This is a genomic window from Belnapia sp. F-4-1 (assembly GCF_000802185.1).
Lineage (GTDB): Bacteria > Pseudomonadota > Alphaproteobacteria > Acetobacterales > Acetobacteraceae > Belnapia.
Genome location: NZ_KN676113.1, coordinates 1687259 through 1706783, shown reverse-complemented (window position 1 = coordinate 1706783; position 19525 = coordinate 1687259). Strand labels below are relative to the sequence as shown.

19 protein-coding genes are annotated in these 19525 nt (G+C 71.7%); 10 read left to right on the top strand and 9 right to left on the bottom strand.

What is annotated here, in order from left to right; translation table 11 throughout:
- The 3 genes from LH62_RS08285 to LH62_RS08275 are packed head-to-tail and all read right to left on the bottom strand — an operon-like array spanning position 1 to position 4627.
- Entirely contained in the window at positions 1 to 2568 is a 2568-nt protein-coding gene (locus tag LH62_RS08285) for an MMPL family transporter (protein WP_144404422.1), read from the bottom strand.
- Positions 2569 to 2572: 4 nt separating this feature from the next.
- Positions 2573 to 4228: a copper resistance D family protein gene (locus LH62_RS08280; RefSeq protein WP_043360550.1), complete on the bottom strand. Its 1656-nt coding sequence runs from the start codon at positions 4226 to 4228 to the stop codon at positions 2573 to 2575.
- The gene (locus LH62_RS08275) at positions 4229 to 4627 is read right to left on the bottom strand and encodes a copper resistance CopC family protein (RefSeq protein WP_043360549.1); all 399 of its coding nucleotides are present in this window, start codon (positions 4625 to 4627) and stop codon (positions 4229 to 4231) included.
- A gap of 184 nt (positions 4628 to 4811) precedes the next feature.
- Between LH62_RS08275 and ispH the strand changes: the two genes are divergently transcribed.
- The 4 genes from ispH (at position 4812) to LH62_RS08255 (ending at position 8277) form a co-directional block, all read left to right on the top strand.
- Positions 4812 to 5756, top strand: coding sequence for a 4-hydroxy-3-methylbut-2-enyl diphosphate reductase (gene ispH / locus LH62_RS08270; RefSeq protein WP_043365396.1), 945 nt, complete (start codon positions 4812 to 4814; stop codon positions 5754 to 5756).
- A gap of 14 nt (positions 5757 to 5770) precedes the next feature.
- Complete coding sequence (gene hpnH / locus LH62_RS08265) at positions 5771 to 6943, top strand: adenosyl-hopene transferase HpnH (RefSeq protein ID WP_043360548.1); 1173 nt, start codon at positions 5771 to 5773, stop codon at positions 6941 to 6943.
- A 76-nt stretch (positions 6944 to 7019) separates the two neighbouring features.
- Entirely contained in the window at positions 7020 to 7580 is a 561-nt protein-coding gene (locus LH62_RS08260) for a NifU family protein (protein ID WP_043360547.1), read from the top strand.
- A gap of 103 nt (positions 7581 to 7683) precedes the next feature.
- Positions 7684 to 8277, top strand: coding sequence for a malonic semialdehyde reductase (locus LH62_RS08255; RefSeq protein ID WP_043360546.1), 594 nt, complete (start codon positions 7684 to 7686; stop codon positions 8275 to 8277).
- A gap of 7 nt (positions 8278 to 8284) precedes the next feature.
- Here LH62_RS08255 and LH62_RS08250 read toward each other — a convergent pair whose 3' ends face one another.
- Positions 8285 to 9004, bottom strand: a complete 720-nt coding sequence (locus LH62_RS08250; RefSeq protein WP_043360545.1) for a response regulator transcription factor — start codon at positions 9002 to 9004, stop codon at positions 8285 to 8287.
- Positions 9005 to 9257: 253 nt separating this feature from the next.
- On the opposite strand from LH62_RS08250, the gene LH62_RS08245 reads away from it, so the two are divergent.
- The 3 genes from LH62_RS08245 to LH62_RS31065 all read left to right on the top strand — a co-directional run bounded on the left by LH62_RS08245 (position 9258) and on the right by LH62_RS31065 (position 11098).
- Positions 9258 to 10358: a GTP cyclohydrolase II gene (locus tag LH62_RS08245; RefSeq protein WP_043360544.1), complete on the top strand. Its 1101-nt coding sequence runs from the start codon at positions 9258 to 9260 to the stop codon at positions 10356 to 10358.
- On the top strand, positions 10355 to 10852 hold the full coding sequence (locus tag LH62_RS08240; protein WP_043360543.1) for a L,D-transpeptidase: 498 nt from the start codon (positions 10355 to 10357) through the stop codon (positions 10850 to 10852). The genes LH62_RS08245 and LH62_RS08240 overlap by 4 nt, the downstream gene beginning before the upstream one ends.
- A 72-nt stretch (positions 10853 to 10924) precedes the next feature.
- Positions 10925 to 11098 carry a hypothetical protein gene (locus LH62_RS31065; protein WP_160299800.1) on the top strand — a complete coding sequence of 58 codons (174 nt, stop codon included), beginning with the start codon at positions 10925 to 10927 and terminating at the stop codon, positions 11096 to 11098.
- A gap of 38 nt (positions 11099 to 11136) precedes the next feature.
- Here LH62_RS31065 and LH62_RS08235 read toward each other — a convergent pair whose 3' ends face one another.
- A complete protein-coding gene (locus LH62_RS08235; protein ID WP_043360541.1) occupies positions 11137 to 11802 on the bottom strand; it encodes a YggS family pyridoxal phosphate-dependent enzyme in 666 nt (221 codons plus the stop codon).
- A 3-nt stretch (positions 11803 to 11805) separates the two neighbouring features.
- Between LH62_RS08235 and LH62_RS08230 the strand changes: the two genes are divergently transcribed.
- The 3 genes from LH62_RS08230 to LH62_RS08220 all read left to right on the top strand — a co-directional run bounded on the left by LH62_RS08230 (position 11806) and on the right by LH62_RS08220 (position 14711).
- On the top strand, positions 11806 to 12387 hold the full coding sequence (locus tag LH62_RS08230; RefSeq protein ID WP_043360539.1) for a thiamine phosphate synthase: 582 nt from the start codon (positions 11806 to 11808) through the stop codon (positions 12385 to 12387).
- A 245-nt stretch (positions 12388 to 12632) separates the two neighbouring features.
- Positions 12633 to 14063, top strand: coding sequence for a porin (locus LH62_RS08225; protein ID WP_043360536.1), 1431 nt, complete (start codon positions 12633 to 12635; stop codon positions 14061 to 14063).
- Between the two features lie 111 nt (positions 14064 to 14174).
- Positions 14175 to 14711 carry a DUF3576 domain-containing protein gene (locus LH62_RS08220; protein ID WP_043360534.1) on the top strand — a complete coding sequence of 179 codons (537 nt, stop codon included), beginning with the start codon at positions 14175 to 14177 and terminating at the stop codon, positions 14709 to 14711.
- Between the two features lie 12 nt (positions 14712 to 14723).
- Here LH62_RS08220 and LH62_RS08215 read toward each other — a convergent pair whose 3' ends face one another.
- Genes LH62_RS08215 through LH62_RS08200 form a run of 4 tightly spaced genes read right to left on the bottom strand, consistent with a single transcriptional unit; the run spans position 14724 to position 19524 of the window.
- Entirely contained in the window at positions 14724 to 15224 is a 501-nt protein-coding gene (locus LH62_RS08215) for a (2Fe-2S)-binding protein (protein WP_043360532.1), read from the bottom strand.
- Positions 15221 to 17527: a xanthine dehydrogenase family protein molybdopterin-binding subunit gene (locus LH62_RS08210; protein WP_043360530.1), complete on the bottom strand. Its 2307-nt coding sequence runs from the start codon at positions 17525 to 17527 to the stop codon at positions 15221 to 15223. Before LH62_RS08210 ends, LH62_RS08215 begins: the two co-directional genes overlap by 4 nt.
- Positions 17524 to 18384: a xanthine dehydrogenase family protein subunit M gene (locus LH62_RS08205; protein ID WP_043360528.1), complete on the bottom strand. Its 861-nt coding sequence runs from the start codon at positions 18382 to 18384 to the stop codon at positions 17524 to 17526. The genes LH62_RS08210 and LH62_RS08205 overlap by 4 nt, the downstream gene beginning before the upstream one ends.
- Positions 18385 to 18429: 45 nt before the next feature.
- On the bottom strand, positions 18430 to 19524 hold the full coding sequence (locus LH62_RS08200; protein WP_043360526.1) for an alpha/beta hydrolase: 1095 nt from the start codon (positions 19522 to 19524) through the stop codon (positions 18430 to 18432).
- Position 19525: the final 1 nt, after the last annotated feature.

The window sequence follows — 19525 nt, the reverse complement described above, 5'->3', positions numbered from 1 at the left end:
CTACCTGGCGAAACGGTGCAGCAAGGCGGGCAGCGCCAGCAGCACCGCGGCCAGGACGGCGATCAGCGAGATCGCCAGCAGCACGCCCATGCTGGCGGTGCCGGGATGGGAGGAGAAGGCCAGCGTACCGAAGGCGCAGCCCGTTGTCAGGGCGCTGAACAGCACCGCCCGCGTCACCGCCGTGGGCAGCAGGCTGCGTACCCCTGCCCGCCAGGCGACGATGAAGTAGATGTCGAAGGCGACGCCGATGCCGAAGAGCAGCGGCAGGGCAATGATGTTGGCGAGGTTCAGCGCCGGGCCGAGAGTGGCGCAGATCGCCAGCGTGACGAGCCCGGCGAGCACCAGCGGCGCGAGCGCCAGCAGGGCGAGGCGCAGGCTGCGGAGCGCCAGCAGCAGCAGCAAGCAGGTCCAGGCAAGGCCGATGGCGCCAGCCTGGAGAAAGGCCTCGCGGATCGTCGCTGAGGAGGCCTGGATGGAGATCGCCATGCCGCTCGCGCCGGGCGCCACCGCCTCCACTGCATCGGCGAAGCGGTGGAGGGCGGCGTTGTCGTCGGAAAGGTCGCGCGGCCAGACCTCGATGCGCGCCTGGCCGTCGGCGGCGACCCAGCCGCGGCGCAGTTCGGGGGGGATGCTCTCCAGCGTCACCGGGCCGGCCTGGAGCACCTCGGCGAGTTGCGCGAGGGTCGCGGTGAGGCCGGGCAGCAGGGCCGTGGCGAGGCGGGCGCGGCCCTCGGGCAGGCCGGCGGCGAGGCGGTTGAGCGCGGTGGCGAACAGCCGGGCATCGGCCGCGGCAGGGCCGTTGCCCTGGGCGGCTTTCGAGAGGCCTGCGCCCAGGTCGCGCAGCGCCGCGGCGGTGGCGGCATCGTCCGGCGGCGGCTGCACTTCGGGCGGGGCGAGGGTCAGGGCGAGCAGGTCGGCGGCATCCTGGATCAGGGCGAGCTTCGCCGGCTGGTCCTCGGGGACGAAGCTGGCCAGCGTCATCACCCGGGCGACCTCGGGCAGCGCCTCCAGCCGGGCGGCGAGGGGTTGCGCGGCCTCCAGCGAAGGGGTGAGGACGTTCAGCGTATTGGGCGTCGTCTCGGCCGAGTGCATCAGGTCGCGGAAGGTGGCCACCGCTTCGGATTGGGGGTCGCGCAGGTTCAGCGGGTTGAAGTCGAAGCTCAGCACCGGGAGGGTCGCGGCGGCGGCGAGGGCCAGCGCGGCGAGCAGGGCGACCACCCGGCGATGCGCCAGCGCGCGCTCCAGCGGGGCGAGGGCCGCCCAGCCGATCTCCCCCGGCTCGCCGGGCGGGGCAAGCAGGCGGAGCAGGGCGGGCAGCAGCGTGAGCGAAAGGACGGCGGCGACCAGCATGCCGACGCCGGCGATGGCGCCAAGCTCCGAGACGCCGCGGTAGTCGGTCGGCAGGAAGGCGAGGAAGCCGCCGGCGATGGCGAGCGCCGCCAGCAGGATGCCGGGGCCGGCGGCGGCGCCGGCGGCGGCGAGGGCGGGGGCCAGCCCGCCCGCCTCATGCCGCTGCTCGCGGAAGCGGACGGCATACTGGATGCCGAAATCGACGCCGAGGCCGATGAAGAGCACGGCGAAAGCGATGGACAGCGGGTTGAAGGGGCCGATCGCCAGGGCGCCGAAGGCGGCCGTCGCCAGCAGGCCGAGCAGCAGCGTTGCCAGCACGGGCAGGATCAGCCGCCAGGAGCGCAGCGCGAGCCAGAGCAGCAGGGCGACCAGGGCGAGGGAGAGCAGGGTGTTGCGGACGGCGCCCTCGGCGACGGAGGCGAATTCCTCATCGCCCATGGGGATTTCGCCGGTCATGCGGAAGCGCGTGCCGGGAATGTCGAGGCGGCTCGCGGCCTCGCGGATCGCCTCGGCCGCCGTCGCGCCGGGGCTGAGGGCGGAGAAGTCGAGTCGCGGGCGGACCAGGACGAAGCGGCGGAGCGCCTGCGGGTCCGGCGGGCGGCCGGTGAAGAGGGTGCCCCAGTCGGGCGGCGCGGTGCGGCCGGCGGCGGCGGCCTCGGCGGCCGGGGCGAGGGCGGCGAGGGGGGCGGCGAGATCCGCCAGCGTCGCCTCGCCGCGCTCGATCCCCTGGAGGATGAGGCCGAGGGCGGTGGCGAGGCCGCGCAGGCTCGGGTCGGCGGCGAGCGTCCCGAGCAGGGGCTGGGCGGCGATGATGCGCTCGGTGGTCTGCCGCACCTCCTCGGTGTCGAGGAAGAGCAGGCCGTTGCGGCGGAAGAAGGGGAGGGCGTCCGGCCGCTCGACGGAAAGGAAAAGGTCCTCGCGGCGGGCCAGGGCCTCGGCCAGGGCGGCGGCGGCGCGGTCGGCGGCATCGCCCGTTTCGCCATCGACCACGACGGCGACGACCTGCTCGCGCTGGGGGAAGGCGGTGGCGATGCGCTCCTCGGTCAGCCGCCAGGGAAGGTCGGCGGGGAAGAGCGCATCCGTATCGGTGTTCATCGAGAAGCGGCTGCCGACCGCGAAGGCGCTCAGCAGGGCGAGGGCCAGGGCCAGCAGCACCACGCGCCAGGGCCTGAGCGCCGCGGCCCCGGCCAGGGCCGCGCCGATCCGCGGGAGCAACACGGCGTCAGGCCTCGCGGTAGAGCAGGAGGAGGAGGCCGATGCCGATCAGGCAGGCCGGCCACAGCCAGCGGCCGACCCGCGCCAGCTCCGGCGGGCCGCGCAGCTCGGTCCAGCGGGCGCAGCCGGCGACGACGGCGAGCAGGGCCAGCGGCAGGTGCGACAGCTCGATGAGCTGCGCCTCCTTGATGTTGGAGATGGCATGGGTGTGCGCCAGCAGCAGCACGCCGCCGGCCAGCATCGCCAGCGGGAAGACGAAGCGCACCCGGCCGCGCAGCAGGCCGAGGCGAACCGACCATTCCGAGACGGCGAAGGCGACGACCAGCAGGGAGGCCAGCTTGTGCTGCACCACCTCCGGGTCGCGCAGGCTGTCCAGCAGGCCGATATCGCCGAGCGGCCAGGCCTCCGGGTCGGAGCGGATCAGCAGAAAGGCGGCGAGGCCGAGGAAGACCAGCGGCCAGTGCCGGGCGAGGGGGACGCGGCCCGTCGCATCCAGCAGGGCGGCGAGGCCGACCAGCAGGACCATGATGCCGGCCCAGTGGTGGTTGTACTCGCTCCAGGCGATGTCGGTGGCGTTGCGCGGGGGCAGCAGGCCCTCGCCCGGGGTGAAGGCCTGCGGGCGCTGGGCGGCCTGGCGCTGCTGCGCCTCGGCGTCGAGCTGGGCCTGGAGGGCGGGGATCGCCAGGTCGGCATGGTCCGGGCTGCTGAGGCGGGGCCATTCCGGCGTGAAGCGCTCGGTGATCTCGGCCCAGGTGACGCGGTCGTCGGGCAGGTCCATGGCCGGCGGCACGGAGGTGAGGGAGGCGGCGACGGCGAGCACGGCGATGCCGATCGCCATCTCCGCCTCGATGAAGCGGCGGAGGCGGAGCGTGCCGCCGGGCGAGGACGGGATGCGGTGGAGCAGGCGGTAGTTCATCGCCCCGAGCATCAGCAGCATCGCCAGCATGATGAGCTTGGAGGCGGCCATGGAGCCATAGGCGGTGCCGTAGACGGCCTCCGCCGAGCCGATGAAGCCGAACCAGAAGCCCGCACTCCCGAGCAGGATCAGCCCGACGCCGCCGGCGGCGAGGAGGGAGTAGCGCTGGCCGACCATCCGCGCCGAGGGGGGCGTCAGCCGGAGGGCGGCGAGGAGGCAGGGCAGGCCGCCGAGCCAGAAGGCGGCGCCGGCTTGATGGAGCGCGGTGGCGGCGAGGAGCATCGCCCGGCCGTCGCTGCGGGCGATGGCGTGGCTGCCGAAGGTGACGGCGAGCAGCACCAGCGCGGCGACGCCGAGCAGCGCGGCGCGGCGGCCGCGGCCAGGGGCCTCGCGCGGCAGGGCGAGGGCGAGGAGCACCAGCATCGCCAGCAGGTCGAGCCCGGTCAGCACCACGAAATCGGCGCCGAGCAGGGCGCGGGCGCCGATGTCGAGCGTCGCCTCCAGCGCGCCGAAGCTCAGCAGGCCGAGCAGGAAGGTGGAGACGAGTGAGGCGATGCCGGAGGCCAGGACGGTGCGGCGGGCGATGGCGTGCAGCCGGGTGGCGTCGCCGGGCGGCATCAGCCGGCCGAGCGGCGCGGCGAGCAGCACCCAGAAGAGCACCGAGCCAAGCAGGACGGTCCGCGCCACCAGCTCCATCGCATGGAGGATGACGCTGGCGAAGCCGTAGAGGTCGAGGAATTGCTCCACTTACGGGGCCTTCAGCGTGAAGGGGATGTCCCCGCGGGTGATATGCCCGTCGATCGCCAGCACCTGCCAGCGCAGCCGCCACTCGCCGGGGGCGATCGTGGCCGGGAGGGACGCGGCGAGCACCACCGGGTCGCTCTCCTCGGCGATGGGGAGGGGGATCTGGGCATTGTCGGCGCCGATCAGCAGCAGGCGGCTGCGGGCATGGTCGAGCCGGCTGTTGAAGCGGATCGTCACCTGGCGCGGGGCGGCGGCGAGGGCTGCGCCGGCCGCGGGCTCCGAGGTGACGACGATGGCATGGGCGGAGGCCGGCCCCGCCCCCAGCAGGGCGAGGGGGAGGGCGAGGCTGGACAGGAGCGCCGCCAGCAGGGCGCGGCGGGCCAGGGACGCAAGCTGTGACATGGCACTCTCCGGCCAGGGAGGAATCGGCGCTGTCATGCCGTGCGCTACTCCCCGGTTGCAACGCGGCGGCAAAGTGCAGCAAAACATGGGCAGCGCAAGATGCCGCGAGGTGGAACGATCGCCGCAGGCCCCAGGGGACAGCAGGGGATGCTGCCGGCAGCGATCAGGCTAGGGGGCGTTGCTGATGCGGATTGTTCTGGCGCAGCCGAGGGGTTTCTGCGCCGGTGTCGTGCGGGCGGTGGATATCGTCGAGCGGGCACTCGAGAAATATGGCGCTCCCGTCTATGTGCGGCACGAGATCGTCCACAACCGCCGGGTCGTCGAGACGCTGGAGGCCAAGGGCGCCCGCTTCGTCGAGGCACTGGAGGAGGTGCCGCCGGGGGCGGTGACCGTCTTCAGCGCCCATGGCGTCTCCCGCGCGGTCGAGCAGGAGGCGGAGGCGCGGGGGTTGCCGGTGCTGGACGCCACCTGCCCCCTCGTCTCCAAGGTCCATAGCGAGGGGCAGCGCTACATCGCACAGGGGCGGGTGCTCGTCCTCATCGGCCATGCCGGGCACCCAGAGGTGGAAGGAACCCTGGGGCAGATCCCCGGCGAGGTTCATCTGGTCGCGACGGCAGCGGAGGTGGCGGCCCTGCCGATCGCCGCGGACCGGCCGGTGGCCTTCGTCACCCAGACCACGCTCTCGGTCGATGATACGCGCGGAATCATCGAGGCGCTGAAAGCCCGCTTCACGGACCTCGTCGGTCCTGATACGCGGGACATCTGCTACGCCACCCAGAACCGGCAGACGGCGGTGCGCGAGCTGGCGCGGCGGGTGGACGTGTTGCTGGTTGTAGGAGCCGCCAACAGTTCCAACTCTAACCGCCTCCGGGAGATCGGGTCGGAGCAGGGGGTGCCCTGCTACCTGATCCCGGATGCCGGGGCGCTGCGGCCGGACTGGCTGCGCGGCGCCGAGGTTGTTGGTATCACGGCCGGGGCCTCCGCCCCGGAAAGCCTGGTGGAGGAGGTGATCGCGACGCTCGGGCGGCTTGGCCCGGTCGAGGTCTCCGCACTGCCCGGCATCGTCGAGGATGTATCGTTCAAGCTGCCGGCGGCCCTGGTCGAGCCAGAGGCCAGCGCGGCAAGCTGAGGAGCAGGTTCGCTATGGGTATCCCGCTGCGGCAGCAGATGAAGGTCGGCGCCTATGTGCTCAAGCAGCACATGCTGGGGCGCAAGCGCTATCCGCTCGTGCTCATGCTGGAGCCACTGTTCAAGTGCAACCTGGCCTGCTCGGGCTGCGGCAAGATCGACTATCCGGACCCGATCCTGAACAAGCGCCTCTCGGTCGAGGAATGCCTACAGGCCGTCGACGAGACGGGCGTGCCGGTGGTGGCCATCGCCGGGGGCGAGCCGCTGCTGCACAAGGAGATGCCGCAGATCGTCGAGGGGATCCTCGCCCGCGGCAAGGTCGTCATCCTCTGCACCAACGCGCTGCTGCTCGAGAAGCGGATCGAGCAGTACAAGCCGCACCCGAACTTCACCTGGGACATCCACCTCGACGGCGACAAGGACCAGCATGACTGGGCGGTCAGCCAGAAGGGCGTTTATGACCGGGCCGTGGCCGCGCTGAAGGATGCGAAGGCGCGCGGCTTCCGCGTCGCCATCAACGCGACGCTGTTCAACAATGCCGAGCCGGAGCGGATGGCCCGCTTCTTCGACGACGTCACGGCCATGGGCGTCGACGCCATCATGGTCTCGCCGGGCTATGCCTATGAGCGGGCGCCGGACCAGCAGCACTTCCTCAACCGGCGGAAGACGAAGGAGCTGTTCCGCGGCATCTTCGCCCGCGGCAAGGGGAAGGGGTGGAAGATGGGCAACAGCCCGCTCTTCCTCGACTTCCTGGCCGGCAACCAGACCTACAACTGCACGCCCTGGGGCAACCCGACGCGGAACATCTTCGGCTGGCAGCGGCCCTGCTACCTGCTGGGCGAGGGCTATGCGAAGAGCTTCAAGGAGCTCATGGAGACCACCGACTGGGACAAGTACGGGGTCGGCAATTACGAGAAATGCGCCGACTGCATGGTGCATTCCGGCTTCGAGGCCTCGGCGGTGATCGACTCGATCAAGCATCCGGTGAAGGCGATGGCGCGGCAGATGCGCGGGCCGAAGACCGAGGGCGAGATGGCCCCCGAGATCGACCTGACGCACCAGCGGAAGGCGGATTTCGTCTTCTCCCGGCATGTCGAGCAGACCATGGCCGAGATGAAGCATGAGCCGAAGCAGAAGCCCGTCCGCGGGGCGAAGCATGGCGGCACGCCGGCCGTCGCCGCCGAATAGGCGGCGATGGGTTGCATCTGGGGCTAAAGCCGACCACGTTAGTCCGGAATTAAGCCGAACTGGCAGGATCCGACCGATGTTCATCGAGACCGAAGGTACCCCCAACCCCGCCACCCTGAAATTCCTCCCCGGGCGGGAGGTGATGGGCGACCGGGGAACGGCCGATTTCGCGTCCGCCGATGTGGCGGCGCGCAGCCCGCTGGCCAGCCGCATCTTCGCCCTTGGCGGCGTGGCGCGGGTGTTCCTCGGCGGGGATTTCGTCACCGTCACCCAGACCGACGACGCCGATTGGGCGCAGCTGCGGCCGCAGGTGCTCGGCGCCATCATGGACCACTTCATGGCCGGGCTGCCGGTGCTCGACAGCGACGGCGATGCGGAGGCCGAGGAATACGACGAGGCCGACGCCGAGATCGTCGACCAGATCAAGGAACTGCTCGACACCCGCGTGCGGCCGGCGGTGGCGGGGGATGGCGGCGACATCGTCTTCCGCGGCTTTCGGGATGGCGTGGTGCGGCTGCATCTCCAGGGAGCCTGCTCGGGCTGCCCCTCCTCGCGTGCCACGCTGAAGCATGGCGTGGAGAATATGCTTCGGCATTATGTGCCGGAAGTCGTGGCGGTGGAGCAAGTGGAGGCCTGAGCCTCATCACCATCGGTGATGGTGGTGATGGGCCCGGCGGGATTGGCGCCGGGCCGTGGCGGGGCGATACCGGTTGGCATAGCGAAGCCTTCAGGAGCTTGCCATGGCTGACCAGACTATCGACGCCGCCGCGCTCGACACCCTCTTCCGCACCGCCCGCACCCACTACAAGTGGCAGGACCGGCCCGTGCCGGACACCAAGCTGGCCGAGCTCTACGACCTGCTCAAATTCGGCCCGACCAGCGCCAACTCCTCGCCGGCGCGCTTCGTCTTCATCCGCACCGCCGAGGGCAAGGAGAAGCTGCGGCCGGCGCTGTCCGAGGGCAATCTCGAGAAGACGATGACGGCGCCGGTCATCGCCATCGTGGCGCATGACACGCGCTTCTACGACGAGCTGCCGAAGCTCTTCCCGCATGCCGATGCGTGGTCCTGGTTCGCCGGCAACGACGCACTGGCCGAGGTCACGGCCTTCCGCAACGGCTCGCTGCAGGGGGCGTACCTGATCCTGGCCGCGCGGGCGATCGGCCTCGATGCCGGGCCGATGAGCGGTTTCGACAATGCCAGGGTGGACGAGGCCTTCTTTGCCGGGACGAGCTGGAAGTCGAACTTCCTCGTCAACCTGGGCTATGGCGACGAGAGCGGCCTGTTCCCCCGCAGCCCGCGCCTGTCCTTCGACGAGGCTGCCCGGTTCGAGTGAAGGCCGGCTATCCGGCGGCGGGGGAGCCTGCCGCCGGGTCGAGGCGGTAGCCGCCGCCTTCGGTCAGCAGGAGCCGGGCATTGGTCGGGTCCGGCTCGATCTTCTGGCGGAGGCGGTAGATATGCGTCTCCAGCGTGTGGGTCGTCACCGCGCTGTTGTAGCCCCAGACCTCGTTCAGCAGGATCTGCCGCCCCACCGGCTTGCCGCCCGCCCGGTAGAGGTATTTCAGGATCGCGCTCTCCTTCTCGGTGAGGCGGATCTTGCGGTTGCGGGCCTGCTCCATCAGCAGCTTCGCCGAGGGGCGGAAGGTGTAGGGGCCGACCAGGAAGACGGCGTCCTCGGAGTTGTCGAAGACGCGGAGCTGGGCGCGCAGCCGCGCCAGCAACTCGTTCAGCCGGAAGGGCTTGGCGATGTAGTCGTTGGCGCCGGCATCCAGTCCGCGCACCACATCGGCCTCGGCATCGGCGCCGGTCAGCATGATGACGGGGATCTTCAGCCCCTGGCGGCGCAGGCGGGTGCAAAGCTCGCGGCCATCGCCGTCGGGCAGGCCGATATCCAGCAGCACGGCGTCGAAGCGGTTCGCGGCGGAGGCGAGCATCTCCTCGGCCTCGCCGGCCGTGGCGGCCTCGGCGGGATCGAATTCGCCGTCGAGCGAAAGCTGCTCCGCCAGCGTGGCCCGAAGGGCGGCGTCGTCATCCACGATCAGCAACGGGCGGGGGCCAGCCATGCCATCTCCCAAGGAAGGATTCTTTTCAAACTAGATTAAGCCTAGTCGATGGCGAAGCTGTGGCGCAGTTGTCAAGCCATTGCACGCCAGAGAGCGGGTCGAGCGTGACCTGCAATCAATATTTCGCTCCGCCTCTCGGCCTTATGCCGTCTCGTTGCCACATTCATCAGGCGCCATCGGCTTGAACGGATCCAGATTGACGACCATGCCCTTTCCCCTTGTTTCTGACCCGCTCGGCACCGGGCCATCTGGCGTGCCTGCCTCCGCCCACACGTTGCGGACGGTGCATCGCGCCGCCGCGGAGCTGCGACGGGGTACGCCCGTGCTGCTGCGCGCCGGCGAGCAGGCGCTGGTGATGGCCGCGGCGGAAACGGTCGGGGCGGCAGGGCTCGCCGAGTTGGTGGCGCTCGCCAAGGGGCCGGCGGTGCTGCTGCTGGCGCCGAACCGGGCGGCGGAGATCGCCCCGACGCCAGCGCTGCGGCCGGTGCAGGGGGTGGAGGAGGCGGCGATCGCCCTTCGCGCCCCGCCGGGGCTGCTGGACCCGGCATTGCTACGCAGCCTGGCGGACCCGACCGCCGACCGCCTGCCGGAGGGCACTCGGACGGAGCGGGTGCCGGCGCCGCCGGCCTCCGATGCGGCGCTGGCGCTGGCGAAGCTCGGGCGGTTGCTGCCGGCGGTGGTGGCGGCACCGGCGGGTGCCGCGCGCGGCGAACTGCTGGCGGTGGAGGCGGCGGATGTGCTCGCCTATCCGCTGGAGGCTGCGACCTCCCTGCGGCGGGTGGCCGAGGCCGCGGTGCCGCTCGAGGACGCGCCGGATGCGCGGATCATCGCATTCCGCGCGGCGGATGGCGGGATCGAGCACCTCGCCATCCTGATCGGCCGCCCGGAGGAGCAGGCGGTGCCGCTGGTGCGGCTGCATTCGGAATGCTTCACCGGCGACCTGCTCGGCTCGCTCCGCTGCGATTGCGGGCCGCAGCTGCGCGGCGCCATCCGGCGGATGGGCGAGGCGGGGGCGGGGGTGCTGCTCTACCTGGCGCAGGAGGGAAGGGGGATCGGGCTGGTCAACAAGCTCCGCGCATATCGCCTGCAGGACGGCGGGCTGGACACGCTTGATGCCAACCAAGCGCTCGGCTACGGCGCGGATGAGCGTAATTTCATGGTGGCGGCGACCATGCTGCGGCAGCTCGGCATCGAGCGGGTGCGGCTGCTGACCAACAATCCGGAGAAGCTGGCCTCGCTCGCCGCCTGCGGCATCGTGGTGGAGGGGCGGGAGGCGCATGCCTTCGCCCCGAATGGGGTGAATGACGGCTATCTGGAAACCAAGGCCCGCCGCTTCGGGCATCTGCTGGCGTGACGACAGCCGTCATCGGCCCCGGGGGAGTGCTGCGGCTGGAGGCCGGCGCCTGGCGCTGCGCGCTCGGCAAGGGCGGCATCCGGCGGGACAAGCGCGAGGGGGATGGGGCGACGCCGGCCGGGCTGCTGCCGCTGCGGCGCGTGCTCTACCGGGCGGACCGGGTGGCAGCGCCGCGCTGCCGCGTTTCGGTGGAGCCGATCGCGCCCACCGATGGCTGGTGCGACGACCCCGCCCATGCCGACTACAACCGGCAGGTCCGGCTGCCGCATTCGGCGCGGCACGAGGTGCTGTGGCGGGAGGATGCGCTCTACGACATCGTCGGCGTGCTCGGCTGGAACGACGCGCCGGTGCAGCGGGGGCGGGGAAGCGCCATCTTCCTTCATCTCGCCCGGCCGGACTTGGCGCCGACGGAGGGATGCATCGCGCTTCCGGAGCCGGCCTTGCGGGCGGTGCTGGGGGCGGGGCTGAGCGCCATCCAGGTCATGGAGGAATGATGACGGCCTGGACATCTTTGCGCTGACCCTGGCACTGTCGCTGCAAAAGCAGCGGGGAAGGAGCCAAGAGTCATGGCAGGGACGTTCAGCACGGCGATGGCGCGGCCGGTGCCGGTGGTGGCGGGGCTGATGGCGCTCGGAGCGGTGCTCGCCTTTCTGGAAATGGGCACCCCGGCCGCCCTCGCCTTCATGGCGGCCGGGTTGGTGGTGATGTTCGCCTATGGGAAGAACGACCATCCGCAATAACGCCTATGGCCGGGCCGACCGGCCATCCGCTGCGGAAGCTAGCCCCTCGCGCCGAAGATGGCGCTGCCGACCCGTACATGGGTGGCGCCGCAGGCGATCGCCGCCTCGAAATCGGCGCTCATCCCCATGCTGAGCATGGGCAGGGCGTAGCGGGCGGCGAGGTCCGCCAGATGGAGGAAGTGCGGCCGAGGGTCCTCCGCCGCCGGCGGGATGCACATCAGGCCGCGCACCGGCAGATCCCATTCCTCGCGACAGGCGCGGAGGAAGGCTTCGGCTTCGGCGCGGGGGACGCCGGCTTTTTGCGGCTCGTCGCCGGTATTCACCTGGACCAGCAGGTCGGGGCGGCGGCCTTCCTTCGCCATGGCCTCGGCGATGGCGATGGCGAGCTTCGGGCGGTCCAGGCTTTCGATGACATCGGCGAGGCGGACGGCGTCGCGGACCTTGTTGGTCTGCAGGCCGCCGATGATGTGCAGGCGAAGCGCTGGCCAGTCCGGGCGGAGGGCGGGGAATTTGCCCGCGGCCTCCTGCACGCGGTTCTCGCCGAAGACCGCCTGCCCGGCGGCGAGCGCGGCGGCGACGGCTTCGGCCGGGTTGGTCTTGGAGACGGCGACGAGCGTCACCGCGCCGGCCGGGCGGTTGGCGCGGGCGGTGGCCTCGGCGATCCTGGCCTGGATGCGGGCGAGGTTTGCGGCGATGTCGGTCATGCGATGGAGAAGCTAGGGGCAGCGGCGCGGCGGCTCAAGCCATGGGCGGGGCCGCGGCTGGTGCTGGTGAGCGACCCGGTGCGGCTGCCCGACCCGCGGGCGCTGGCGGCGCGGCTGCCGCCGGGGGCGGCGGTGCTGGCTCGGGGGCTGGCGCCGGAGGTAGCCGGGGGGCTCGCTGCCATCGCCCGGCGGGGGCGGCTGCGGCTGCTGGTGGGCGGGGATGGGCGGCTGGCGCTCAGGCTCGGGGCAGGGCTGCATCTGCCGGACCGGGATGGGGTGGCGGGCGTGCTGCCCTTCCTGCGGGCGCGGCGGGGGCGGCGCCTGCTGCTGACGGCGGCGGTGCATGGGCGGCGGGGGCTGGCCCGCGCGAGGCGCCTGGCTGTGGACGCGGTGGTGGTCTCGCCGGTCTTCCCGACCCGAAGCCACCCGGGGATGCGGGGACTCGGGCCGATGCGCTGGGCAGGGCTGGCGCGGCGGGCGGGGCGGCCGGCCATCGCGCTCGGCGGGGTCGGGCCGCGGAATGCCGGGCGGGTGCCGCGCTGGGCGGTGGGCCTGGCGGCCATCGATGGTTTCCAGGCTTTGTGACGAAAATCGTACAACTTCCTGTGGCGGCGGGGCCACAGTGTCTCAGCGAAGTCGCGGTAACGCTGTGTCGCCGGTTGCCGCCCTTTATTGCGCTGGACCATAGTCCGGTGCGGACCCGGTCATGTCCGTCAACCGGCATTGGTCGGGTTTGGGTATGGCACCTGCCAAAAGCGGCGCAAGCCGCGGGGGGGCGGGTGGGTCAGACAGGGAACAGCCGGCCAGCCCGGCGACTGAGGAGGTTTAGAATGCGCAAGATACTGCTGGGCACGACCGCGGTGGTCGGCGCGGCGCTCCTGGCACCGGCTGTTGCCGAGGCACAGGAAGCCCCGACCGTCCGCATCGGCGGTTTCTTCCGGGCTTACTACGGCAACACGCAGCAGAGCGGGCGGAACAGCACCGTGCCGTCCGGCCTGGCCAATAACACGTCCCCCGCGGACGGGAATCTGCGGCAAGCGATTGTTGCCGGGACCCCGACGACGGAGACGAATGTCGGCACCAACCCCGGTCACGTCGGCCGCCTGTCGAAGAACGACTTCAGCACCGATGCCGAGGTCCATGTTTTCGTCAACGGCAAGACGGCCAACGGCCTGTCCTACGGTGCGGTGATCGAGATCGCCTTCAACCAGCAGGAAGGCCGCAACATCGTCCAGCAGCGTGCCAGCACCGGCAAGACAACGGCGAGCATCGACGAGATGTACGCCTTCGTCGCCTCGCCGATGTGGGGCCAGATCCGCTTCGGTGACGAGGATGGCCCGGTCGGCGGCCTGATGAACTCCGGCGTCATCACCAACTTCGGCACCGGCGGCATCTACGGCGACCGCGAGTCCTTCGTGTCCCGCCAGGCCAATGTGCGCACGACCACCTCCCCGGGCTCGCTCGGCGACAACACCAAGATCATCTACCTGTCGCCGCAGTTCTTCGGCTTCGACTTCGGCGCCTCCTTCGCCTTCAACTACAACGAGGGCGAGGACACGGGCTGCCCCAGCAACCAGTCCAGCGGCTGGTGCGACAGCTCCTACGCCTTCACCGGCGCCGCCAGCTTCGGCGTCGCCGCGGCCGGCCCGAACATGTCGGTTCGCCGCAACGAGTACCAGGGTGCGCTGCGCTGGCGCGGCAGCCTGGCCGGCGTCGGCCTGTCCGTCACCGGCGGCTATGTCGGCTCGGGCGCGGCGAAGGAGCTCAGCCCGCTCAACGTGCAGCGCTCGGTCTTCCAGCCGCTCGGCGTCTGGCAGGTGGGTGCGCAGGCTTCGGCCTACGGCCTGACGGTCGGTGCGCAGTATGAGCACGGCGCCTCGAACTTCTTCTGGGGCAATCTGCTCAAGGGCGACCGGCCCATGGATCAGTTCTTCGCCGGCGCCAGCTACACGGTCGGGCCGTTCACCATCGGCGGCAACTACCTGATCCAGACCGTGGAAGGCGCGAGCCGCACCACCTTCGGCTACAACGCGGCCGGCGTGCTGACGGCGACCCCGAACGCAGGCGGTGCGGCCCTGATGCGCCGCCTCGGCTACGGCATCGGCGCCAACTACCGTCTCGCTCCGGGCCTCGACATCGTTGCCGAGTACAGCAGCTACACGGTGGCGGAGCGCGGCCGCGACCTCGACCCATCCAACCCGGGCGTGCAGGACCGCAACACCGCGAAGGTGTTCATCCTGGGCACCCGTCTGGCTTTCTGATCCTTCGGGACCGGGACAGAAGGGGGCGGCAGGGTAACCTGCCGCCCCTTTTTGTTTCTCGACGCACTTGATGCTTGATTGTCCGGGCGGCGCATCTAGTGTGCGCGCATCATGAAACCTGCCCTTCTTGCTTTCGTTGCCGCCCTTTCCCTGCTTGCCGCTTGCGGCGGCGACAACCAGCGTCTGGTGGGGAATGACGAGTATGGCGATTGGCGCCAAGGCCGGGCGAGGAACCGGCCGCAGGGGGCGAGCGCCGGCATCGTCGTCTTCGGCGTGGACAAGGACCGCGAGGCGCGCGAGGCAGCGGCCAATGGCGGTGGCAGCGGGCTTAGCGTGAACGCCTATCTGTGGCGGGCAACGCTGGACACCCTCTCCTTCATGCCGCTGGCCTCGGCCGATCCCTTCGGCGGCACGATCATCACCGATTGGTATTCGCCGCCGTCTGCGAATGGCGAACGGTTCCGGGCGCAGGCCTATGTGCTCGGGCGGCAGCTTCGCTCGGACGGCGTGCGGGTGCAGGTGTTCCGGCAAACGCTCGACCATGGGCAGTGGGTGGATAGCCCGGTCTCGGCCTCGACCAATTCCGACCTCGAGGACAAGGTTCTGGCGCGGGCGCGGGAACTGCGGAGCCAGTCGGCCTCGCGGTAAGCGGACGCCGCCTCAGGCGGGCGTTGCCCCCTCGCGCCACTTGCCCAGCTCCTGCGCCGCCGTGCGGACGGCCGTCAGGATGTTCTGGTAGCCCGTGCAGCGGCAAAGGTTGGAGGAAAGGACGTGGCGCAGCCGTGCCTCGTCCACCGGCCCTGGCTGTTCGAGCATCCAGGTGGCGAGCATCAGGAAGCCGGGTGTGCAGAAGCCGCACTGCAGGCCATGATTCTCCCAGAAGGCGCGCTGGAGCGGGTTGAGGCTGCCGTCCGGGGCAGCGAGACCCTCGACGGTGCGAATGGCGTGGCCATCGGCCTGGATGGCGAAATGCAGGCAGGCGCGCACAGCCTCGCCATCGAGCAGCACGGTGCAGGCGCCGCAGACGCCGTGCTCGCAGCCGAGATGGGTGCCGGTCAGGCCGCAGTCGTCGCGGAGCGCGTCGGCGAGCGTCCGGCGGGGCTCGACGGCCACCTCGTGCGGCAGGCCGTTCACGGTGAGGCGGATCGGCGTCTTGCTCATCGGGCGTTCCGGATCAGGGCACGGATGCGGGCGGGGGTCGCGGGGAGTTCGGCAATATCGACGCCGAAGGGCGAGAGCGCGTCGCTGATGGCGTTGGCGATGGCGGCCGGGGCGCCGATGGCGCCGCCTTCGCCGAGGCCCTTGGCGCCGGTCAGCGTTTCCGGGCTTTCCGTCTCCAGGTGGATGATCTCGATCGGCGGGATCTCGGCGGCGCTTGGGGGCAGGTAGTCGGCGAGGCTGCCGGTGAGCGGGTTGCCATCCGCGGCGTAGAGCACTTCCTCCAGCAGAGCGTTGGCGATGCCCTGGGCGACGCCACCATGCACCTGTCCATCGGCGATCAGCGGGTTCAGCAGCCGGCCGGCATCCTCGACAACGAGGAAGCGGTGGACGCGGACATGGCCGGTCTCGGCATCCACCTCGACTTCCGCGATATGGCAGGCGTTTGAGAAGGTGCCACCCGGGTCGTATTGCGCGGTCTCGGCGAGGTTGAAGCCGTCGAGGTCGGAGAGCTGCTCGGAGCGCTGGTGGACGCGGCGGGCGACCTCCGTGAGGGGAATGGAGGCCTCGCCGGCCCAGGCGGCGCCGTCGCGGAGGGCGATGGCCTCCGGCTCGGCCTGGAGCAGGCGGGCGGCGGCGCGGCGGAGGCGGGCGGCGAGCTTGTCGGCGGCGAGTTGGGTGGCGCCGCCGGCGATGACGGCGCCGCGGCTGGCGAAGCTCCCCCAGCCATAGGGCGTGCGGTCCGTATCGCCGTGGATGACGCGAATCTGCGACGGTTCGAGGCCGAGGCGGTCGGCGGCAAGCTGGGCGAGGGTGGTCCGCAGGCCCTGGCCATGCGGCGAGGCGCCGATGCGGACCTCCACCTCCCCGGCCGGGGTCATGGCGATGTCGACCACCTCGTAGCCGGGGACGATGCCCATGCCGCGGGCGGCGAAGGCCGGGGTGCCGTAGCCGGTGCGCTCGTTAAAGACGGCGAGGCCGAGGCCGAGATAGCGGCCCTCGCGCCGGGCGGCTTCCTGCCGGGCGCGGAAGGCCGGGAGGTCGGCAGCGGCCACGGCACGGTCCAGCGCCTCGACATAGGAGGCCTGGTCGAGGGTGAGGCCGGTCGGCGTCACATGCGGGAAATCGGTGACGAGGTTGCGGCGGCGGAGCGCGACCGGGTCCATGCCGAGCGCGGCGGCGGCGCGGTCCATCAGCCGCTCCAGCCCGAAGGTGACGACGGGGCGGGAGACGCCGCGATAGGGCGCGGCGGGGCAGGTGTTGGTCGCCAGTGCCCGGGCGCGGGCGGCGTAGGTTGGGAGGCGGTAGGGGCCGGGGTATTCGGCCAGCGCCATCAGCGGCTCCACGCCGCAGGTGGTCGGGTAGCAGGAGAAGGCGCCAGTATTGGCGAGGATGTCGGCCTCCAGCCCCAGCAGGGTGCCATCGGCGGCGAAGGCGGCGCGCAGGTGGTGGCGCTGCTCGCGGCTATGGGCGGAAGCGATCAGGTTCTCGTTGCGGTCCTCGACCCAGCAGAAGCTGCCGCGATGGCGCCGGGCGAGCCAGACCAGCAGCGGGTATTCGGGGAAAAGGGCCATCTTCTGGCCGAAGCCTCCCCCCACATCGGGGGCAACCACTTGCAGGTCGGCCTCCGCCATGCCGAGCAGGGTGGCGATGCCGGTGCGGAGCATGTGCGGCATCTGGCAGGAGGCGGTGAGGCGGATGCGGCCGGTGGCGCGGTCATAGGCGGCGAGGCCGGCGCGCGCCTCCATCGGCGTCGCATTCTGGCGGCCGGAGCGGAGGGTGAGCTCGACGATGCAGTCGGCGCGGGCGAAGGCGGCCTCGCAGCCGGGGTGGCGGATCACGCCATCGACCACGAGATTGCCGGGGGCCTCGGGGTGGAGGGTGAGGGCGCCGGGCCGAAGGGCGTCGTCGATGGTGACGACGGGGTCCTCGGGCTCGATCTCCAGCAAGACGGCCTCGGCGATGTCCTCGGCCTCTTCGGGCGTGGCGGCGACCACGGCGGCCATGGGCTGGCCGACGAAGTGGACGCGCTCGCGCGGCAGGACGGGCTGGCTGATGGCGCGGTAGTTGAAGCGGAAGAGTTCGGGACGGATGGGGCCGACGCCCTCGAGGTCGGCGCCGGTCACCAGCAGGGCGCCGTGGGGGAGATCGGGGGCCGAGATCGAGAGGATGCGGCCGGCGGCGTAGGGGCTGCGGAGGAAGCGCACGGCGCGGGCACCGGCGGCGAGGTCGGCGGTGAAAGCGCCCTCGCCGCGGAGCAGGGCTGGGTCTTCGGTGCGGGGGAGGCGGCGGCCGGTCCAGTTCATGCGGCAAGCGACCCTTCCAGGGCACGGCGGGTCATGGCGCGGACCAGGTCGCGCCGGTAGTCGGCGGGGACCTGGGCATCCTCGGTCGGCTCGAAGCCCTCGGCGGCGAGGGCGGCGGCGGCGCGGAGGCGGTCGGGGGTGGGCGGGGCGCCCAGGAGGGAGGCAGCGGCCTCCCGGGCCAGGACCGGCGTGCCGGCGACGCCGCCGAGGGCGATGCGGGCCTCGGCGACATGGCCAGCAACATCGAGCCGAAGGGCGGTTACCGCCATGGCCAGGGCGAAGTCGCCGGCGCGGCGGTTGAACTCGGCAAAGCCGCAGCGCCAGTCGGGGCCGAGGATCGGGAGGCTGGCTTCGGCCAGCAGCTCATCGGGGCCGAGGGCGGTGGTGAAGACCGCCTGGAACCAGTCGGCGGCGGGGACCAGGCGCTCGCCGCCCTCGCGCAGCACCCGCATCTCGGCGCCCAGGGCAAGGGCGATGCAGCACCACTCCGAGGCCGGGTCGGCATGGGCGAGGCTGCCGCAGAAGGTGCCGCGGGTGCGGATCGGCGCATGGGCGATGTGCTCGGCCGCGCGGGCGAGGAGCGCGCCGGTCGGGCCAGGCACCACTGGGCGCTCGAAGCGGGCGTGGCGAGCCAGCGCGCCGATGCGGAGGCGGTTGGCCTCGGCGCGGCAGGTATCCAGCTCGGCGATGCGGTTGATGTCGATGAGGCTGGCCGGCCTCGCCAGCCGGAAGGCCATGGTCGGCACCAGGCTTTGGCCGCCGGCGAGGATCTTCCCCTCCTCCCCGTGCCGGGCCAGCAGGGCCAGGGCCTCCGCCTGGCTCCGCGGCGCGTGGTAGTCGAAGGGGGGACACTTCATGCGGGTGAAGGTAGGGGCGGAGGTTCCGCTGGCGCAAGATCGCCCTCAGCCGCCGCCGCAGGGGGTACGGCGGAGGCCACGCGGGGCGGCGGCCTCTGGGGCGTCCACCAGGGTCAGCAGGCAGGCGCCATAGAGGGTCGTGAAGCGCCAGTCGGTGCTGCCGCCATGGCCGCGGATGGGGGCGGGCTGCGGGCCGGAAGGCCAGAGGGCGAGGACGGGCGCGCGGCGGGTGCGGGAGGCGTCGTCGAGCAACTTGGCGCGGGCCTCGGGGTCCGGGTCGAAGTCGTCGCCATCGAAGACGGCGACGGCGAGGCGGGGGCCGCCTGCGGGCAGCCCGGCCAGCAGGCGGCGGAAATCCTCGAGGCCGGAGACGAGGTTGTTGGCGCGGCTCGCCTCGCCATGGGCGGCGGGGGCGGTGGCGATCACCGCATCCACCCAGTCCGGCCGGGCGCTCGCAGCCATGACGGACTGCCAGCCGCCGCGCGACTGGCCACCGAGCAGGATATGGCGGTATCCGGCGGCGCGCACGGCCTGCAACCCGTCCACCAGGCGGGGGAGGCTGGTGTAGAGGGCATCCTCCGCCGGGTTGCGGTCGAAGCGGAGCACGTCCCAGCCGGCATCGTTCAGGATGGAGACGAAGCCGGGCGTGGGCGTGCTGCGGTTGTCGCGCTCGGGGCCGCCATAGCCATGCGACCAGATGACGACGCCGCGGGCCGCCTGGGGGCCGCGGCGGAGCAGCATCGGCGCCCAGCGGAAGGGGCCAAGGCCGCCCTGGACCAGCGGCAGAGCGGGGCCGCTGGCGAGGCCGGCATCGCGGGCGAGGATGCGGCATTCGGCCTGGACCGGGCCGAGCGTGCGGCGGCAATTCTCAAGCGCCGCGGCTTCGGCAAGATCCGGACGCGCTGCGTTGCCGGCATAGCCCCAGGCGGAGCGGCCGGAGGCTTCGCGCGCCACGGCGAAGGCCGCATGGCCGATCAGGCCGCGATAGACCAGGGTGAAGCTGCTGGCGAGCCCGAGCGAAGGCCCCGGCGTGCCGAGCGCGGCGACGGAGAAGATGCTGCGGTATTGCTCCTCGAGCGGCTCGGCGCGCAGCGCAGGCGCGAGGCCAAGCATCAGGATCAGCAGCAGGCGGAAGCGCATC

Coding starts and splice junctions, on each gene's coding strand:
- hpnH (WP_043360548.1), top strand. CDS start 5,771: ATGGGTATCCCGCTGCGGCAGCAGATGAAGGTCGGCGCCTATGTGCTC.
- LH62_RS08255 (WP_043360546.1), top strand. CDS start 7,684: ATGGCTGACCAGACTATCGACGCCGCCGCGCTCGACACCCTCTTCCGC.
- LH62_RS08215 (WP_043360532.1), bottom strand. CDS start 15,224: ATGAGCAAGACGCCGATCCGCCTCACCGTGAACGGCCTGCCGCACGAG.
- LH62_RS08220 (WP_043360534.1), top strand. CDS start 14,175: ATGAAACCTGCCCTTCTTGCTTTCGTTGCCGCCCTTTCCCTGCTTGCC.
- LH62_RS31065 (WP_160299800.1), top strand. CDS start 10,925: ATGGCAGGGACGTTCAGCACGGCGATGGCGCGGCCGGTGCCGGTGGTG.
- LH62_RS08225 (WP_043360536.1), top strand. CDS start 12,633: ATGCGCAAGATACTGCTGGGCACGACCGCGGTGGTCGGCGCGGCGCTC.
- ispH (WP_043365396.1), top strand. CDS start 4,812: ATGCGGATTGTTCTGGCGCAGCCGAGGGGTTTCTGCGCCGGTGTCGTG.
- LH62_RS08235 (WP_043360541.1), bottom strand. CDS start 11,802: ATGACCGACATCGCCGCAAACCTCGCCCGCATCCAGGCCAGGATCGCC.
- LH62_RS08260 (WP_043360547.1), top strand. CDS start 7,020: ATGTTCATCGAGACCGAAGGTACCCCCAACCCCGCCACCCTGAAATTC.
- LH62_RS08210 (WP_043360530.1), bottom strand. CDS start 17,527: ATGAACTGGACCGGCCGCCGCCTCCCCCGCACCGAAGACCCAGCCCTG.
- LH62_RS08250 (WP_043360545.1), bottom strand. CDS start 9,004: ATGGCTGGCCCCCGCCCGTTGCTGATCGTGGATGACGACGCCGCCCTT.
- LH62_RS08200 (WP_043360526.1), bottom strand. CDS start 19,524: ATGCGCTTCCGCCTGCTGCTGATCCTGATGCTTGGCCTCGCGCCTGCG.
- LH62_RS08275 (WP_043360549.1), bottom strand. CDS start 4,627: ATGTCACAGCTTGCGTCCCTGGCCCGCCGCGCCCTGCTGGCGGCGCTC.
- LH62_RS08205 (WP_043360528.1), bottom strand. CDS start 18,384: ATGAAGTGTCCCCCCTTCGACTACCACGCGCCGCGGAGCCAGGCGGAG.
- LH62_RS08230 (WP_043360539.1), top strand. CDS start 11,806: ATGGAGAAGCTAGGGGCAGCGGCGCGGCGGCTCAAGCCATGGGCGGGG.